At 63.2% G+C, this 16,213-nt stretch carries 17 protein-coding genes; 9 read left to right on the top strand and 8 right to left on the bottom strand.

Features of this window, described 5'->3' with window-relative positions; translation table 11 throughout:
- Positions 1–5: 5 nt before the first annotated feature.
- The 5 genes from AAE027_RS06120 to pncA all read right to left on the bottom strand — a co-directional run bounded on the left by AAE027_RS06120 (position 6) and on the right by pncA (position 5,744).
- Positions 6–821, bottom strand: coding sequence for a sugar phosphate isomerase/epimerase family protein (locus tag AAE027_RS06120; protein ID WP_370987297.1), 816 nt, complete (start codon positions 819–821; stop codon positions 6–8).
- 546 nt (positions 822–1,367) lie between these two features.
- A complete protein-coding gene (locus AAE027_RS06115; protein ID WP_176945926.1) occupies positions 1,368–1,751 on the bottom strand; it encodes a GrlR family regulatory protein in 384 nt (127 codons plus the stop codon).
- 35 nt (positions 1,752–1,786) lie between these two features.
- Entirely contained in the window at positions 1,787–3,820 is a 2,034-nt protein-coding gene (locus tag AAE027_RS06110; RefSeq protein WP_370987479.1) for an NAD(+) synthase, read from the bottom strand.
- Between the two features lie 153 nt (positions 3,821–3,973).
- The gene (locus tag AAE027_RS06105) at positions 3,974–5,089 is read right to left on the bottom strand and encodes an alpha/beta fold hydrolase (protein ID WP_370987296.1); all 1,116 of its coding nucleotides are present in this window, start codon (positions 5,087–5,089) and stop codon (positions 3,974–3,976) included.
- A 16-nt stretch (positions 5,090–5,105) separates the two neighbouring features.
- On the bottom strand, positions 5,106–5,744 hold the full coding sequence (gene pncA, locus AAE027_RS06100; protein WP_091894567.1) for a bifunctional nicotinamidase/pyrazinamidase: 639 nt from the start codon (positions 5,742–5,744) through the stop codon (positions 5,106–5,108).
- Between the two features lie 261 nt (positions 5,745–6,005).
- Here pncA and glk point away from each other — a divergent pair, with 261 nt between their 5' ends.
- From glk to AAE027_RS06085, 3 genes are all read left to right on the top strand, one after another.
- Positions 6,006–6,992 (top strand): glucokinase, encoded by a 987-nt coding sequence (gene glk, locus AAE027_RS06095; protein ID WP_370987478.1) that lies wholly within the window; start codon positions 6,006–6,008, stop codon positions 6,990–6,992.
- A 144-nt stretch (positions 6,993–7,136) separates the two neighbouring features.
- Entirely contained in the window at positions 7,137–7,340 is a 204-nt protein-coding gene (locus AAE027_RS06090; RefSeq protein ID WP_370987294.1) for a hypothetical protein, read from the top strand.
- Positions 7,341–7,484: 144 nt separating this feature from the next.
- Positions 7,485–7,640 carry a hypothetical protein gene (locus AAE027_RS06085; RefSeq protein ID WP_176945925.1) on the top strand — a complete coding sequence of 52 codons (156 nt, stop codon included), beginning with the start codon at positions 7,485–7,487 and terminating at the stop codon, positions 7,638–7,640.
- A gap of 133 nt (positions 7,641–7,773) precedes the next feature.
- Here the strand turns inward: AAE027_RS06085 and AAE027_RS06080 are convergent, their stop codons facing one another.
- Together AAE027_RS06080 and AAE027_RS06075 are read right to left on the bottom strand one after the other, a co-directional pair.
- Complete coding sequence (locus AAE027_RS06080) at positions 7,774–8,151, bottom strand: response regulator (protein WP_091894533.1); 378 nt, start codon at positions 8,149–8,151, stop codon at positions 7,774–7,776.
- A 112-nt stretch (positions 8,152–8,263) separates the two neighbouring features.
- Positions 8,264–9,064: a Spy/CpxP family protein refolding chaperone gene (locus tag AAE027_RS06075; protein ID WP_370987292.1), complete on the bottom strand. Its 801-nt coding sequence runs from the start codon at positions 9,062–9,064 to the stop codon at positions 8,264–8,266.
- A 489-nt stretch (positions 9,065–9,553) separates the two neighbouring features.
- Here AAE027_RS06075 and AAE027_RS06070 point away from each other — a divergent pair, with 489 nt between their 5' ends.
- The 6 genes from AAE027_RS06070 to AAE027_RS06045 all read left to right on the top strand — a co-directional run bounded on the left by AAE027_RS06070 (position 9,554) and on the right by AAE027_RS06045 (position 15,639).
- Positions 9,554–10,897, top strand: coding sequence for an ABC transporter substrate-binding protein (locus AAE027_RS06070; protein ID WP_091894529.1), 1,344 nt, complete (start codon positions 9,554–9,556; stop codon positions 10,895–10,897).
- 120 nt (positions 10,898–11,017) lie between these two features.
- Positions 11,018–11,953: a carbohydrate ABC transporter permease gene (locus AAE027_RS06065; RefSeq protein WP_091894527.1), complete on the top strand. Its 936-nt coding sequence runs from the start codon at positions 11,018–11,020 to the stop codon at positions 11,951–11,953.
- Positions 11,953–12,864 (top strand): carbohydrate ABC transporter permease, encoded by a 912-nt coding sequence (locus AAE027_RS06060; protein WP_091894525.1) that lies wholly within the window; start codon positions 11,953–11,955, stop codon positions 12,862–12,864. The genes AAE027_RS06065 and AAE027_RS06060 overlap by 1 nt, the downstream gene beginning before the upstream one ends.
- Before the next feature lie 6 nt (positions 12,865–12,870).
- Positions 12,871–13,971 carry an ABC transporter ATP-binding protein gene (locus AAE027_RS06055; protein ID WP_128933862.1) on the top strand — a complete coding sequence of 367 codons (1,101 nt, stop codon included), beginning with the start codon at positions 12,871–12,873 and terminating at the stop codon, positions 13,969–13,971.
- 34 nt (positions 13,972–14,005) lie between these two features.
- Positions 14,006–14,995 carry a hydroxyacid dehydrogenase gene (locus AAE027_RS06050; protein WP_370987290.1) on the top strand — a complete coding sequence of 330 codons (990 nt, stop codon included), beginning with the start codon at positions 14,006–14,008 and terminating at the stop codon, positions 14,993–14,995.
- 170 nt (positions 14,996–15,165) lie between these two features.
- Entirely contained in the window at positions 15,166–15,639 is a 474-nt protein-coding gene (locus AAE027_RS06045; protein WP_164935029.1) for a hypothetical protein, read from the top strand.
- Positions 15,640–15,704: 65 nt separating this feature from the next.
- Here AAE027_RS06045 and AAE027_RS06040 read toward each other — a convergent pair whose 3' ends face one another.
- Positions 15,705–16,202, bottom strand: coding sequence for a DUF1993 domain-containing protein (locus AAE027_RS06040; protein ID WP_370987477.1), 498 nt, complete (start codon positions 16,200–16,202; stop codon positions 15,705–15,707).
- Between the last annotated feature and the right edge of the window lie 11 nt (positions 16,203–16,213).

Below are 16,213 nucleotides of genomic sequence, written 5' to 3'. Positions count from 1 at the left end.
GTCGGTTATTCGGCAAGCCCGAGCGCCGCGAGATGGGCTGCGCCAGCGCGGACGTCGTCGTGGTTACGAAGTTCGAGGATCAGCCGCGGGTTGGACGTCAGCCGTCCCAGTGCGCGGAACACGGCGACCCACGGGATATTGCCTTCGCCCGGCGCCCAGTGCCGGTCGGCAAAGCCGTCGGTGTCCTGGAGATGCACATGCGTCAGCATGTCGCCGGCGGTCTCGACGTAGTAATCGACCGGCGGCGCGCCGGTGGAGATGTGGGCATAGTTGGCGTGCCCGGTGTCGAGGGAGACGCGGACCTTGCTGCTTTCGAGCGCCTTGGCAAGGCGCACACGGTCGCGCGGATCCTTGTCCTCGATGTTCTCGATCGCGATCTCGCAGCCGATGGTCTCGGCACGCGCGATCACTTCGGCCAGCGTCGCCTTGACGCGCTCGACCAGATTGTCGCGATTGTCCGGATAGAGATCGAGATTGTTGTGGTCCCAAGTCGTGAACGGCGAATGGATCACCATCTGGGTCGCGCCGAGGAACTCGGCGGCATCGAGACCCTGAAGCAGACGCTTGGTCACGGCCTGACGGATCATGGGATCGTGGCTGTCGATCTTGAAGCCCCAGAACGGGCCGTGAATGCCGAGCCGGCCGGTATGGCCCGCAAGCATCTGCTTGATCTCGCCGGCGGTCGTGCGCCAGTCACTATCGAGCAGATCGGCGCGGAAAAAATCCTGGATCTCGAGATCGCGCTGCCGTTCCAAAAGCCAGTCGCGATGCGCAGGGATCGATTTGATGGACAATGCGGCGCCCAGCACCGGCTTCGACATGGCTTGCTCCTTGGCCGTCAGCGATGACGGAAGCAGCGCTAGACCAGTTCAATGACAGGCCGGTGAAACGCAGGTTCTTCAACGTGAGGAGATGTGGACATCCTGCCGCCGCCCGCTGCGGATTCAGGAAACAAGATCGCAGCACCGATGCCGAACGAACACACGGCAAGCGTATTCATGTCCGTAGTGATCCGGAATGGAGTCCTAACCATAGTTCGCGTACATCGCCGGACATCGATCGGCGGCCACTTCCACGGGCATCACCTCTGATCGCGCAACATGGGGTTGGGGGACCACATGGGCGGGAGATTGAAGGCTGGGGCAAGGTGACGAGGTCCGGACTCCTAGGCACTCCGGACCTCGAAACTTTTCAGATTGAACACGATTTCGCGCCGTCCGGCTGTTCAACCGGGCGGCGCGTTGTCGTTTCAGCGTCGTCTTCCGGTCTGGCGATTAGCAGGTCTACGGCTCGATCGTCAGCGAACATTCTGTCCATGCTCCTGAGTGGGGACGAGGAGCAAGCCCATCGGGCAGATCACGCCGGGCTCACATCGCCTCCTTGAGCGTGAGGCGGGCCGTGAATGTCACGGTGGTCTTCCCAACCAGCGCCATGCCTTCGACCTCGGCGCCACCGGCCGAGTAGCCGCCCGAGAAACCGCAAGTGACCTCCCTGCCGCCGAACGCGAGCGTCTTGCCGACGGCTTCGGTGTGCTGATTGACGATCATGTCGCCCCGCCACTTGCCGTTCCGGTACGTGTAGCTGCCGGTGTAGTAGAAATAACTGTCGCCGCCCATGATGCGTCCGTCGCAGAGCACGACCACGCCCCTGGCCTGGCCGCGCTTGCCGTCGCGCATCTCGATGTCGAAGATGTAGAGGCCGTTGATGACCCTGGCCTCCTCACCCGCTTTTGCCCCATCTCCGGCCGACATCCAATCGTCTCCCCTATGTCGATCCGCTACACTGATCAGTTCGGCACGTTCCTTTCGAGATCCTCGAGCCATGCCGCCGCGCTCGCGTCCGACGGCGCGCGCCAGTCGCCGCGCGGCGACAATGAGCCGCCGGCCGAGACCTTCGGTCCGTTCGGCATGGCCGAGCGCTTGAACTGGCTGAAAGCGAAGAAGCGGCGCAGGAACACCTCGAGCCAGCGCCGGATCTCAGGAAGTTCGTAGGCCTTGCGCCGGTCGCTTGGGAATGCCGGCGGCCATTCACCCTTGGCGACGTCCTTCCAGGCGTGCTGCGCCATGAAGGCGATCTTGGAGGGACGCATCCCGAAGCGCAGCGTGTAGAACAGGTTGAAATCCTGCAGCTCGTAGGGGCCGACGGACGCTTCCGTGCTCTGCGGCTTCTCGCCAGGCTGCACCGGCACGAGCTCAGGGGAGATTTCGGCAGCCAGGATCGCGCCAAGCGTCCGATTGACGTCGTCGCTGAACTGCTTCGAGGAGATCACCCAGCGGATCAGGTGCTGGATCAGCGTCTTCGGCACGCCGGCATTGACGTTGTAATGCGCCATCTGGTCGCCGACGCCATAGGTGCACCAGCCGAGCGCGAGCTCGGAGAGATCGCCGGTGCCGATGACGATGCCGCCGTGATGGTTGGCGAGCCGGAACAGATAGTCGGTGCGCAGCCCCGCCTGCACGTTCTCGAAGGTGACGTCGTAGACCTTCTCGCCCTTGCCAAAGGGGTGGCCGATATCCTTCAGCATCTGCGTCGCCGTGGTGCGGATGTCGAGCTCCTGCCAGGTCGTCTGCAACGCTTGCATCAACGCCAGCGCATTGGTCTTGCTCTCGCTGCCGGTGGCAAAGCCCGGCATGGTGAAGGCGAGGATGTTTTGGCGCGGCAGGCCGAGCAGATCGACCGCCTTGGCGGCGACGATCAATGCATGGGTGGAATCGAGCCCGCCCGAGACGCCGATCACGACGCGCTTGGTGCCGGTGGCGCGCATCCGCTGCACGAGGCCGGCGACCTGGATGTTGTAGGCCTCATAGCAATCCTGCTCGAGCAGGCTCTCGTCGCTCGGCACGAAGGGAAAGCGCTCGACCTTGCGCAGGAAGCCGATGTCGGCGGCCGGCGGCTTCAGCGCGAATGTCACCTTGCGGAAAAACGCCTCGCGCTGCCGGCGGTTGTCGTCGAACGTGCCCATCAGCGTGCGCTCCTGCCTGAGCAGGTCGAGATCGATGTCGGCATACGTGATCTGGCCGCCCTGGCGGAACCGCTCGCCCTCGGCCAGCCGCACGCCGTTCTCGTGGATCGAGGTCTGGCCGTCCCAGGCGAGATCGGTGGTCGATTCCCCTGTTCCGGCGGCGGAATAGACATAGGCTGCGAGGCAGCGCGCCGATGTCGATTGGCACAGCAGCGCGCGCGAGCGCGCCCGGCCGATCGTGATCGGGCTGCCCGAGAGATTGATCAGCACGCTGGCGCCCGCGAGCGCGAGCTCGGAAGCCGGCGTCACCGGGATCCACATGTCCTCGCAGATCTCGACGCCGATGGTGAGGCCCGGGACGTCCTCGGCCGAGAACAACAGGTCGACACCGAACGGAGCATGCAACCCGCCAAAGGAGATCGTCTCGCCGGCGATGCCGGCGCCGGAGGCGAAATGCCGTCCCTCGTAGAATTCGCGGTAGGTCGGCAGGTAGCTCTTGGGCACGACGCCGAGGACGTTGCCGCGATGAACGACGACGGCGCAATTGTAGATGCGATTGCCAAAGCGCAGCGGCGCGCCAACGATCAGGACCGTCATCAGCGCTGAGGAGGCCTTGACGATCGTCACAAGCCCGCGCTCGACCGCATCGAGCAGCGGGTCCTGCTTGACCAGATCCTCGATCGCATAGCCGGACAGGCACAGCTCGGGAAACACGGCAACCGCCACCGACTGTTCGTGGCAGGCATTCGCCGCGGCCAGAATGGCCTTCGCATTGGTCGAGGGATCGGCCACGTGGGAGGTGGTGACGCAGGCCGCCACGCGCGCAAATCCGTGGGCGTAGATCGAGTGGAACGTCATCGAGCGCTGTACCTTCAATCCCTTGCAATCTCTTGCGCCGCCGGCCGCAGCCGTCAGCTCCACATCATATGTAGCCCATCGACCGGGGCCGGTGCAGGCCATCCGCCGTCATGCATAACGGATTTGCATATCGGCCGGCCGGCGCCCGCGACGTCAGGCGCTGCGGGCCAAGACCCCGGACAGATCGTTGCGCAGCCACTCGGCGATCCGGGGCCAGGCATGGGCGTGGGTCCGCGCCCCCATGAACAGGCCGAGATGATTGCTCGGCTCGGAGGCTGCCGCAATGAACGCCGGCGGCGTGCCGACGAGACCCGCGGTGGCGAGTGCCTGCACAGCCGGCACGACATCGTCGTCCAGCCCGGCCAGCAAGAAGACCGGCACCTTGACGTCCTTCAGATCAACCGGGCGGCCGAGCGCGACGAATTGTCCGCCGGCAATCCGGTTCTCCCGGAAAATCCAGTTGACGATCTCAAGGTAATAGGTGCCCGGCAAATCGAGCGTCTCGGTATTCCAGCGATCGAAGCGCGCGAGCAGGCTCGCGCCTTCCTCGTCCGAAAGCCCCCTCTGCAACGCCACTTCGATACCGTCGCTGTCAGGCGATTTGGACCAGAAGCGCAGCATCTCCTCGCCGCTGACATTGCCGCCGCCGCGTGCGACGAGCTGGTCGTAAACCAGCTCGGGCGCGTTGCGGGCGAGCCGCGACAGCGCCGAGTCGATCGATAGATCGACGGGAGCGCCGACCAGGACCAGCCGCCGCACCTTGGCCGGAAAGCGTGCCGCATAGAGCAGCGACAGCCAACCGCCCTGGCACAGCCCGACGAGATCGACCGGCGCGCCGATCTCGTCAATGGCGACGTTGAGATCGGTAAGATAGCTGTCGATCGAGAGATAGCGCATCTCCGGCGTGGCTGACCGCCAGTCGGTGAGATAGACGCGGTCGATGCCGCCATTTTGTAGCGACTGCACCACGCTGTGGCCGGGCGCAAAGTCGGCGATCAAGGCCCGATGTAGCGCATAGGGCGCGCAGACCAGCGCCGGCTGGCCGGACCGCGTCTGCGTGAAATCGCGCAGGCGCATCGTCACAAGCTCCAACGCGACCGTGCTGGGCGTCGTCCACGGCAGGCTGCTCTCGCCCTGCTCCGCAGCTCCGCGCTCCAGCCACCAGAAACAGGCGTCCATGGCGAGCCGCGCCGCCGTAAACGGCCACAGCAGCGGATCATCCGGCGCATGCCCTGGTCCGCGTGGCTGTTTGCCGGTCTTCTCCACCATGGCTATCTCAATATCCTCACAGGAACGCCTCGAGGCTCACGACCGAAATGCCGCGATCCCTAAAACTCCGATGCGTCGCGGCCAGGGAGCCGTCGAGATCGATGCCGCGACAGGCATCCTCGACGACGGCAACCTCGAAACCTGCCTGGCGGGCATCCTCCGCCGAGAAGCGAACACAGAAGTCCAGCGCGAGACCAGCGACGAAAACGGTCTTCAGCTTGCGCTCGCGCAAGTAACCGAGCAGTCCGGTCGGCGTCTTATGGTCGTTCTCGAACAGCGCCGAATAGGAATCGATGCCGCGGCGGAAGCCCTTGCGTACCACCAGGCTCGCCCTGACAACGTCGAGCTCGCGGTGGAATTCAGCCCCCGCCGTCCCCTGCACGCAATGAGAGGGCCAGAGCACCTGGGTGCCGTAGTCGAGCTCGATGGTCTCAAACGGCTGCTTGCCGGCATGGTTCGTCGCGAATGACACGTGATCACGCGGATGCCAGTCCTGGGTCAGCACTACATTGGCGAATTTTTGGGCGACTCGGTTGATGGCGGGGACGACCTTTTCACCGCCGGGAACGGCGAGCGCTCCGCCGGTGCAGAAGTCATTCTGCACGTCAATCGCCAGCAGCACGTCACGGTCGGAGATCTTCATGCAAGGCCTCATTCCAGCCGTCCGGGGACTGTAGGCACCGAGACGCTCGTCTCCAATGTCGATCTTCCCGCGCGGCTTCGCAACCATCGTACGCGCGGTGCGGCTTGTAAGAAATGGACCGATCGTTCCTGAAATGAAACGGTTTGGCCTGGTCCGTGTTGACTAGCGGCACCCAAGGGCGGATTCTCGGGCATCCGCACCCATGCGGGCTGCGTCGACAGAGTGGAGGAGAAGGGTTCCCGTAGCCGGCAGGGCCGCGGCAGCCATATGGTCATGACGATCGGCAAGACAGGACAGATTCTTCTCGCCGATATCGGCGGCACCAATGCGCGCTTCGCGCTGAGCCAGGCCGAATCCAGCGACGGCGATCCGGCCGGACCGATCGACTACGTGAAGGTCGCCGACTTCCCAACCGTCCGGGAGGCCATCGTCGATGTTCTCGGACGCCAGTCCGGCGCCGAGCAGCCCCGAAGAGCCGTGCTGGCGGTGGCGGGCCCCGTGACCAACAATCGCTGCGTCATGACCAACAGTCCGTGGGTCATCGATGGCAACGAGCTGCAACCTGCGCTCGGCTTTGACAGCGTGCACGTGCTCAACGATTTCGAAGTGATGGCCTGGTCCCTACCCGCCTTGCAGCCTGCCGACCTGATTCCGCTTGGCGGACAGGACGGTCTGCCCGGAGAGCCGTTGCTGGTGATCGGGCCCGGAACCGGTTTTGGCGTGTCCTGTCTGGTCGAGCGCCACGGCGCACGGCTGGCGGTCGTGACCGAGGCCGGTCACGCCACCCTGCCGGCCGAGAACGAGCGCGAGGAACGCGTGATCGCTTGTCTGCGCAAGCGCCTTGGCCATGTCTCCATCGAGCGTGGCGCGCTCTCGGGTTCCGGCCTGCAAAGCCTCTACGAGGCCCTGGCGGAGGTCGACGGCGCCCAGGTGCCGCATCGCGATCCTGCCGCCATCACCAAAGCCGCGCTGGAGGGCCATTGCTCCGTCAGCCGCGCGACGCTCGACATGTTTTGCGCCATCCTCGGCTCGGTCGCGGGCAATCTCGCAGTGACCTTTGGCGCCCGCGGCGGCGTCTATATCGCCGGCGGAATCGTGCCGCGTTTTCCGGAATTTCTCGCGGCGTCCGCATTCCGGGCACGCTTCGAGGCCAAGGGACGCTTTCAGGATTACTTGCGCAACATCCCGACCAGGCTGGTGATCAAGCCTGACGCGAGCTTCGTCGGCCTCAAGATGTTCGCCGAGCACAATCCAAATTGAGGGACAAAGCGCCCTTCTCGCGGGTTCCAGTAATTCACAGCTGATTGCAGCGGTCACGCAATTCTACGCAGGATCGTGCTTGCCTGCGCGTGTCCGATGCGAAACAATCCTGTCCTGTGTGTGGCGTAGTTGCGGGGGCGTGGCATGCGTAAACAGGATTTGGGTTTCGACTATCACCGCTACCACCGCCTGCTGCGCGAGGCGGATAACGAAAACAAGCGGCTGGCCTTGATCGAGCTCTTGATCGAGGAAAAGGCCAGAGACCGGCTGGCTGCCCAGCGCGCCTCGGATCGCGCCGCCATGACGGCCCGCACCATTGCCACGGTACTGAGGAACGGCCGCAACTGAGACTTGCGAGCTCCTCCCGACGCGGGAGAACTCGGCGTGATTGCGACTTCGTTAACGATGCCTCGCAATCTGACGTCAAACTTTTTGCTCTAAGAGTTCCCCCACCTGAGGCAAATCAGGGCCAACAAAAGGGGGGAAGTGAACATGAGCATGATTTCGCTCGCCGTGATGCCGGCCGCCGTCGAGGCGCGGTTCGCCGATTCTTCGTTCAAGACCATCTTGCTATTCTGCTGCACGGGCCTGGCCGTCTCGTTCGGCCTGATCGCCCGTGGCATCGATCTCAGCGCCGGTCTGATCTGACAGCGCACCGAGCTCTTTCGCCAATGGCCGCCCTGACGGGCGGCCATTTTCGTTGGCGTTCCCGGTGCGGCGTCTTCGCCGTCACCCAGTGCGGCATCTTCGCCGTCACCCAGTGCGGCATCTTCGCCGTCACTCAGTGCGGCGTCTTCTCTGTGGCTTCCGGAAACATCGAATCGATCATCGCCTTGAGCTGATCCATTGCGATCGGCTTGCGCAGGATCGGCCTACGCCGGAGCAAGGACGGCAGCAGCTCCGGCCCGTAGCCCGTCGCGAACAGGAACGGTTTTCCACGGCGCTCGATCAGGTCGGCGACGGGATCGACGTAAACGCCCATGAGATTGATGTCGAGGATGGCCAGATCGTATTGCGCGGTCATGGCAAAGGCGCTGGCGTCGCGGACATTGTCCGCTTCCGCGACGACGTGGTGGCCGAGTTCCTCCACCATGTCCGCGATCATCATCCGGATCAACGCCTCGTCTTCGACCAGGAAAACGGAGAGTCCGTCCGCCATATCAACCCCGCAGTCAGCCTTACGAAGCTAACCATAACCGAATTGCGGAGAGGATTCACGAATTCGTGGCAGGCGCCGTTAATTCAGGCGCGCCCGATCCGATTCAACTTGATCAATCCAATCCCCGCTCGTGGCTCAGGCGCACCATCTCCTGAATGAAGACCTGCTTCTGCTTGTCATCGAGGCTCGAATAGAGCGGCTCGGCGGCGTCGGCGACGTTGCGCTGGTCGGCGGCCCGGTCGATCAGGAACTGCGCCTCGTTGCGCATCTGCTCGATGATGTCGTCGGGCGGATCGCGCTTGGCGCGGGCAACCCGAAGGTTGAGCCGCTCTGCACCATTATGCCCCAGGTAGTGCATGGCGCTCGAGAAACCGTACCAGTGCTTCTCCTGATCAGGCGTGAGGTTCAGTTCGGTCTTGATCCGCTCGATGTAGGAATCGCTGTTGGCGACGATCTGCTCCGCGGTCTGCTGCGGTGCGCCGCTCTGGGTCAGAACCGTAACATCCTTATTATCCTTGTTGTCCGTGCCATTCGGCGCGGCGTTCTTCGCCTCCTTGCTCGCTTTGGCGCCCTTGCCCGCCTTGGCGGTCTTGGCATCCTTGTCCTTGCCGCCCGGCTGCCTGGAATCCTTGCTGGCGTCCTTGCTGGTGTCCTTGGGCGGCGGCGCCTGATTGCCATTGTTGCCGACGCCGAGCACGCCGGTGAAGACGCCCACCACGCCGCCGATGGCGCCGCCGAGCACGCCGCCGACCGGACCTGCCGCCTTGTTTCCGGCCGCGGCTCCCTCCTGAACGCCTTTGACCAGACCTTGAGCATTCGCCACCGCGGCTGCGCCGAGCAGCAGCGCGAGCACGGACCCCAGCGCAAACCATCGTCGCAGGTGAAGCCGCGCTGGCAGCGCCGGTTTGATCATTCTCGTCTCCATCGTCGATCTGCTGGCCTGTCGGGCGAGAGCCCCATGGCAATTGCAACTCTATCGTTTCCTCCGCGCCGAGGTCCAGACGCGGACATTTGCTGTCCACGTCCGAAAAGTCTTTCGCGCGAAGCGGTTATGCAGGCTTATTCGAAACTGCGGCGTAATTGCGCACGGATCGTTCGAGCCCGGTTGGTCAGAGTGTGCGTCGCAAAATGAACGCCCGCGGTTCGCCTGCAACGCATCGTCCTGAATGCGGCCACGACGGTACCGGACACGCCCTTAGTTCTAGACGAGCAGCCGTTCGGCTTTCTCGACAGACGCGATCAATCATGATCTGATCGCGCTACCAATTTGCTGCGACCTGCGTGAATTGCCGACGCGGGCCGGCGGCACCAAGACGGCACTAATAAGAAAATCCAACAAGAACTCGAAGAAAGAAGTCTCTCAGAGGAAACTCCAACAACAACACCCAGGCGAGGAAACGAGATGTCACGCAAGACACTGACGCGACGTCAATTTGTGGCTGCTACTGCAATGTCCTCCGCGGCGCTGATCACGGCGCCCTATGTCCGGGGCGCTTACGCCGCCGGCAAGCTCTCGATCGGCTTCTGGGACCATTGGGTGCCGGGCGCCAACAAGGCCTCGACCGATCTCGTCAACGAATGGGCCGCGAAGGAGAAGGTCGAAGTCTCCATCGACTACATCACCAGTCAGGGCAACAAGCTCCTTCTGACCATGACCGCCGAAGCGCAAGCGAAGTCCGGTCACGACATTCTCGCGTCCGGCAATGGCTGGCAGCCGCATGCCTATGCTGAATTGCTTGAGCCGGTCAACGACGTCATGGAGCCGATCATCAAACAGAATGGCGAAGTGAACGGCACGGTCAAATATCTCGGCCAGGCTGGCGGCAAATGGCTGGCCGTGCCCGCGACGGTCGGCAGCCAGATCAAAGGCCCCTGCTCGCGTATCGATCTGATGAAAAAACACGCCAATATCGATGTGCAGGAGATGTATCCGGCGGGTTCACAGCCGAAGGCCGACAACTGGACGATGGAGACCTTCCTCAAGGCGGCCGAAGCCTGCCAGAAAGCCGGCTTCCCCTTCGGCATTGGTCTTGGCGAGACTACTGACAGCGTCGACACCGCAGGCGCAATTTTTCAGTCCTTCGGTGCTGAGCTGGTCAATGCCAAAGGCGATCTCACAGTCAAAACGGATGCAGTTCGCCAAGCGCTCGAGTACTATAAGAAGCTGATCGCGGTCCTGCCGCCGGACGCCCCGTCGTGGGATGACGCTTCGAACAACAAATGGCTGATTTCCGGCAGGGGTGCGCTAATTATGAATCCGCCGAGCGCCTGGGCGGTTGCCAAGCGTGACGCACCGCAAGTCGCCGAGCAGTGCTGGACGCACGGTTTCCCCGCCGGTCCGAAGGGACGTTTCGCGCCCTTCCTGCCGTTCTTCTGGAGCATCTGGAGCTTCTCCAAGAACAAGGAAGCGGCCAAGAGCCTCCTCACCCATTTGTCGCAGCCGTCGTCGATCGAGAAATTCGTGGCGGCAAGCGGCGGTTACGATTTGCCGGCGTACGCGAAGATGACGACACTGAAGACCTGGGCTGAGGAAGGGCCGCCGAAGGGCACGCTCTATCATTACCCGAACCCCTACAATCATCAGACGTTGTCGATCGCGGCCTCGCCGGCTCCGCCAAAAATTGCGCAGCAGATCTATACACAGGCGACGCTGACCAAGATGGCGCTCCGCTACGCGCAAGGTGAGAAAATGGAAAACACACTCGCTTGGGCAGAGGGCGAGTGCGAAGGCTTCATGCGAAGCTGATGCGAGAATTGACGCGGCGGCTCATGCTGAAGCGTGAGCCGCCACTGTCGACCCATTCACGCGATCCTGGGCCGGCATATGCCGGCTTCGCCGCCTACGATTCTGCAAGGAAGCTGCACCATGGCTGAAGTCGCCGTTCAGCAAGCAAGCGCCCGCCCTTCGAGAGCGCGCAAACGCTCGGGCCTGCGCTATGCGATGAAGCACAAATCGACAGTGGCGTTCTTGATGACGCTGCCGCTGATCCTCCTGATTGCGCTGCTGGTGCTCTACCCCGCGCTCTATTCGGTTCATCTCGCCACGCTGAACAAGTCGATGCAGAAGTTCGTTGGCTTCGGCAACTTCACCTTCCTGTTCAAGCGCGACACGTTCTGGATGGTCGTGGAGCAGTCCTGCATCTTCGCGATTACCGCCGTGGTCTTCAAAGCGCTTATCGGTTTCATCGTCGCGCATTTCGTCCACAACATTCCGGCCAAGGGCCAGCGCAAATGGCGCGGCATGCTGCTCGTACCCTGGGTCATTCCGCCGGCGATGAGCACGCTCGCGTGGCTCTGGCTGTTCGATCCGTCCTACAGCGCCTTCAATTACACGCTGTCCTTCTTCGGCATTGGGCCGATCCCCTGGACGGGCGATGCCGTGTGGGCGCGCTTCTCGGTCATCCTGGTCAATGTCTGGTACGGCGCGCCGTTCTTCATGATCATGTACTTGGCGGCGCTCAAATCGGTGCCTGATCAGCTCTATGAGGCAGCCGCCATCGACGGCGCCAATTGGTGGCAGCGGATCTGGTACGTCACCTTGCCGATGATGCGCAACATCATCGCTATCACTACGCTGTTCTCGCTGATCGTCACCTTCGCCAACTTCGACATCGTGCGTATCCTCACCTCGGGCGGTCCGCTCGACCACACCCACATCTTCGCGACCTGGGCGTTCCGCGTCGGCATCGAGGGCAGCGACATCCCGCTCGGCGCCAGCGTCTCGCTGTTCATGGTGCCGATCCTTGCTGTCGCCGCGATTTTCATCCTGCGAGATGTCTCTAAACGTGGGAACGAAGCCTGATGAGCACTGTCGCTATCGACAAGGCCGGTCCGCGGCGCAAGATCAAATACGGCAGCATGAGCCGCGACCGTGCCTGGGCGCTGCGCTGGTCCTATTTCTTCCTCGTGATCTTTGCGATCTTCTCACTGACACCGCCGCTCTACATGCTGATCACGTCGTTGAAAAGCAGCGCGGAGATCTCGGCGGCGACCAACCCGTGGTGGGTGTTCCATCCGACACTCTCGAACTACGTCGAGCTTTTGACCTCGAACCAGTTCCTGCGTTTCTTCTGGAACTCTGCCATTGTGTCGATCGTGGTGGTGATCGTCACCATGCTGATCAGCATACCTGCTGCCTTTGCGCTGGCGCGCATGAAGTTCTGGGGCTCGGCCACGCTCGCCACCGGCGTGTTCCTGACGTATCTGATCCCTGACAGCCTCCTGTTCATTCCACTGTTCAAGATGTTCGCGACGGTCCAGAACTGGACTGGCATCCCCCTGCTCAACACATGGTATGTGCTGATATTCATCTATCCGACGCTGACCGTGCCGTTCTGCACCTGGATCATGATCGGCTATTTTGCTTCGATCCCGAAGGAACTAGACGAGGCCGCCATCATCGACGGTGCGAGCTGGTTTCAGACCTTGACGCGGATTTTCATCCCGGTCGCGCTCCCCGGCCTGATCGCGGCCACGATCTTCGCCTTCACGGTATCCTGGGCGCAATTCCTCTATCCGATGGTGTTTACAACATCGACGGATCAGCTCGTGCTTCCGGTTGGCATCATCACCACGCTGATCAAGGGCGACGTGTTCAACTGGGGGCAGATCATGACCGGCGCGCTGCTTGGCGCGGCGCCGCCGCTGATCATCTACGCATTCCTGATGGACTACTACATTGCCGGCCTGACCGCCGGTGCGACAAAGGGTTGATGACTCATGGCTGACGTTGCTTTGCGGAAGGTAGTCAAACGTTACGACGATGTCGAAGCCGTGCGCGGCATCGACCTCGATATTGCCGACCACGAGTTTATCGTCCTGGTCGGCCCCTCCGGCTGCGGCAAGTCGACCACGCTGCGGATGATCGCGGGGCTCGAGGACATCAGCGACGGCGACATCATGATCGGCGGCGACGTCGTCAACGACGTGCCGCCGAAGGACCGCGACATCGCCATGGTGTTCCAGAATTACGCGCTCTACCCGCACATGACGGTCGCGGAGAACATGTCGTTCGGCCTGCGCCTCAAGCACTATCCCAAGGCCGAGATCAAGGCGCGGGTGACGGAAGCCGCCCGGCTCCTCGACATCACCGACCTGATCGACCGCAAGCCGAAGCAGCTCTCCGGCGGCCAGCGCCAGCGCGTCGCGATGGGCCGGGCCATCGTGCGCAACCCGAAAGTCTTCCTGTTCGACGAGCCGCTGTCCAATCTCGATGCCAAGCTGCGCGTGCAGATGCGGATCGAGATCAAGAAGGTGCACCAGAAGGTGCGCACCACCACGGTCTACGTCACCCACGACCAGGTCGAGGCGATGACGCTGGCCGACCGCGTCGTGGTGATGAACAAGGGCCGCATCGAGCAGATCGGCACGCCGAACGAGCTCTATCACAAGCCGGCGACACGCTTCGTCGCGGGCTTCATTGGCTCGCCCGCGATGAACTTCATCCCGTGCCGGCTCGAGGACGTCGGCGGCACGCTTCAGATCCGTCTCACCGACCGCATCGCTTTCCCGCTGCCGCCGGCCCGCGCCGCACGCTACAACGCTCTGCCGCGCACCGAGAAGCTGCTGCTGGGCCTTCGCCCCGAGCACCTCACCGAGTCGCATGCGCATCTGGAGCCCGGCGTCGAAACCTTCGAGACCGTCCTCGACGTGACCGAACCGATGGGGATGGAGACGCTGGTCTATTTCGGGCTCGACGGCACTCCGGTCTGCGGCCGCGTCAATCCCAATGCCGGCGCCAAGGACGGGGCACCTATGCGTTTGGCGATGGACCTCAACAACATGCACCTGCTAAACGAGGCCTCCGGCGTCGTGTTGTGACGGCCGGACAAGAAACTCGCGCAGGCAGGGGACGATGGCGACCAACAAGAAGAAGATTTTCGTTACACAAACTTTGTCGCAAGGGGCACGCGCCCTCCTCACCCAGCGGGACGATATCGAGCTCGTCGAGTTTTCGAACCTGATCTCGGCGAAGGACTTCGAAGCCTTGCTCAAGAGCCATGCACCGGTCCACGGCGTCGCGCTTGGCGCCACCGCCTTCGGCGAGACCGAGCTGGAGGCGTCCGGCGACATGAAGGTGGTGACCCGCATCGGCGTCGGCTACGACGCCGTCGACGTGCCCGCCCTCTCCCGCCGCAAGGTGCCGTTGATGGTGGCGGGCAGCGCGAACTCGCCCTCGGTCGCGGAAGCGGCGCTGTTCATGATGCTGACGCTGGCCAAGCGCGCGCAGGAGATGCACGCCTGCGTCAAGGACGGCAAATGGGCCGACCGGCTCGGCATGCTGCCGTTCGATCTCTACGGCAAGACCGTGCTGATCATCGGCTTCGGCCGGATCGGCAGTCGCACCGCCAAGCGCTGCCTGGCGATGGAAATGAAGGTCCAAGTCTACGATCCCTACAAGGGAGCCGCCGAGATCAAGGCCGCGGGCTGCGAGCCGGTCGCCGATCTCGATGCCGCGCTGCCTCACGCCGATTTCGTCACCATCCACTGCCCGAAGACGCCCGAAACCACCGGCCTGTTCGATGCGGCGCGGATCGGCCGGATGAAGCCGAGATCCTATCTCATCAACACCGCGCGCGGCGGAATCGTGAAAGAGGCCGCGCTCTATGACGCGCTCACTTCTGGAAAGATCGCCGGGGCCGGCATCGACGTGTTCGAGGTGGAGCCGCCGCCGCTCAGCAACGCACTGTTCGCGCTGCCCAACGTCATCATGGCCCCGCATGTCGCCGGCGTCACCGTCGAGGCCGTTCAGCGCATGAGCGAGCAGACCGCGCGCAACATCCTGAGTGCGCTGGACGGCGATCCCATCCGGCAGAACGTCATCAATCAGGACGTGCTGGGCTGAGTGAGCCAATGGTCGGGCGGCCCGTCCGCCCCGCCTTCGGAAGGCCAGAAAGCGTCCCATTTTGGTGCAGATCAAGCCCCAACTCAGCCTTAATCAAACGCGCGTAATGAGAGGGAAGCGCGGCGGTGGCGGGACAGACTGGCCGGCGCGTCGAGCTGGAGGATGGACCCTTGGCAGAGATCGACCCGACTGACCACGCGCTGGCGACCATCGCCAGCATTCTGGAGCACCCCGAGCACGTTCTGGTCGTTCGCGAGACCGAGACCGAAATGGTCGTCGCCGGAGAGCGTGAGCACATGGCCAACGACGAGCAGCCAGCTGTCGACGAGCATCCGGTGGTCGAGGAGCAGCCGCTGGTGCCGGAGCACACCGATGCCGACGGCTACAGCAAGATCGGCCCCGGCCCGATGGTCGCGATCCGCCTGAAATGGACGGTCCATCGCGGCGATGACGGCCAGTACTACGTCCACGAGACCATCGGCGAGCAGTCCGCCCCCGTGGTCAGCGGCCCGATGACGAGCGAAGCCGCCGTGCATTTCGTCGATGCGCAGGAGCACGAAGCGCATCGGCGCTTCGAAGAGCTGCGCAGCGAGATCGCCGGCCGCAGCTCGCTTGCCGACTATGAGCGCAAGGGCGAAGCTTAAGGCAGCTTGCAGACCGGATGTCTCTGCACCTCTCCCCGTCGGGGAGAGGCGAACATCGAGCCTACCTACTTGCGCCCGAGATAATCCTTCTTCACGAGCTCGACGCCGGCGTGCCGCAACAGGTCGTAGGCCGTCGTCACGTGAAAGAAGAACTGAGGGACGCTGAACGTCAGCAGCAGCGCCCGCCCGGTGAAGGGCAGCTCGGTGCCGTTCTTCAGCTTGAAGAAGACATTGCGTTCCGCCGCGGCGTCGATCGCAGCGCGCGGCAGGCTCTCGACGAATTCGATCGACGTCGCGATGCGCGCCTGAAGCCCGGCCATGTCGTGCTCCAGCACCGGCAGCGTGACCGGCTCGCGCTCGGCCAGCAAGGCCGGGGCGACCACGGCATGGCGACAAGCCTCACCGACCTGCTGCGCCAGATCGTACATGTTCGGCGCAAGGCGCATACCGAGCAGAACCGCCGGATTGAACTTGCGAGTCTCGGCATAGGCGACGCCCTTGTCGAGCAATCCGGACAGGTTGCGCAAGTTAGGCACGAAGAGGCCAACCGAGGCCTCGTACATCGAGATCGTCA

It is taken from the genome of Bradyrhizobium sp. DN3, assembly GCF_041357655.1.
In the GTDB taxonomy this organism is placed as follows: domain Bacteria; phylum Pseudomonadota; class Alphaproteobacteria; order Rhizobiales; family Xanthobacteraceae; genus Bradyrhizobium.
Note: the sequence above shows the minus strand (reverse complement) of the source record. Positions and strands in the feature narration are given on the sequence as shown.

Bases quoted from the DNA above. Each gene is read 5' to 3' on its own strand.
- AAE027_RS06120 (WP_370987297.1), bottom strand. From the start codon at position 821: ATGTCGAAGCCGGTGCTGGGCGCCGCATTGTCCATCAAATCGATCCCT.
- AAE027_RS06115 (WP_176945926.1), bottom strand. From the start codon at position 1,751: ATGTCGGCCGGAGATGGGGCAAAAGCGGGTGAGGAGGCCAGGGTCATC.
- AAE027_RS06110 (WP_370987479.1), bottom strand. From the start codon at position 3,820: ATGACGTTCCACTCGATCTACGCCCACGGATTTGCGCGCGTGGCGGCC.
- AAE027_RS06105 (WP_370987296.1), bottom strand. From the start codon at position 5,089: ATGGTGGAGAAGACCGGCAAACAGCCACGCGGACCAGGGCATGCGCCG.
- pncA (WP_091894567.1), bottom strand. From the start codon at position 5,744: ATGAGGCCTTGCATGAAGATCTCCGACCGTGACGTGCTGCTGGCGATT.
- glk (WP_370987478.1), top strand. From the start codon at position 6,006: ATGACGATCGGCAAGACAGGACAGATTCTTCTCGCCGATATCGGCGGC.
- AAE027_RS06090 (WP_370987294.1), top strand. From the start codon at position 7,137: ATGCGTAAACAGGATTTGGGTTTCGACTATCACCGCTACCACCGCCTG.
- AAE027_RS06085 (WP_176945925.1), top strand. From the start codon at position 7,485: ATGAGCATGATTTCGCTCGCCGTGATGCCGGCCGCCGTCGAGGCGCGG.
- AAE027_RS06080 (WP_091894533.1), bottom strand. From the start codon at position 8,151: ATGGCGGACGGACTCTCCGTTTTCCTGGTCGAAGACGAGGCGTTGATC.
- AAE027_RS06075 (WP_370987292.1), bottom strand. From the start codon at position 9,064: ATGATCAAACCGGCGCTGCCAGCGCGGCTTCACCTGCGACGATGGTTT.
- AAE027_RS06070 (WP_091894529.1), top strand. From the start codon at position 9,554: ATGTCACGCAAGACACTGACGCGACGTCAATTTGTGGCTGCTACTGCA.
- AAE027_RS06065 (WP_091894527.1), top strand. From the start codon at position 11,018: ATGGCTGAAGTCGCCGTTCAGCAAGCAAGCGCCCGCCCTTCGAGAGCG.
- AAE027_RS06060 (WP_091894525.1), top strand. From the start codon at position 11,953: ATGAGCACTGTCGCTATCGACAAGGCCGGTCCGCGGCGCAAGATCAAA.
- AAE027_RS06055 (WP_128933862.1), top strand. From the start codon at position 12,871: ATGGCTGACGTTGCTTTGCGGAAGGTAGTCAAACGTTACGACGATGTC.
- AAE027_RS06050 (WP_370987290.1), top strand. From the start codon at position 14,006: ATGGCGACCAACAAGAAGAAGATTTTCGTTACACAAACTTTGTCGCAA.
- AAE027_RS06040 (WP_370987477.1), bottom strand. From the start codon at position 16,202: ATGTACGAGGCCTCGGTTGGCCTCTTCGTGCCTAACTTGCGCAACCTG.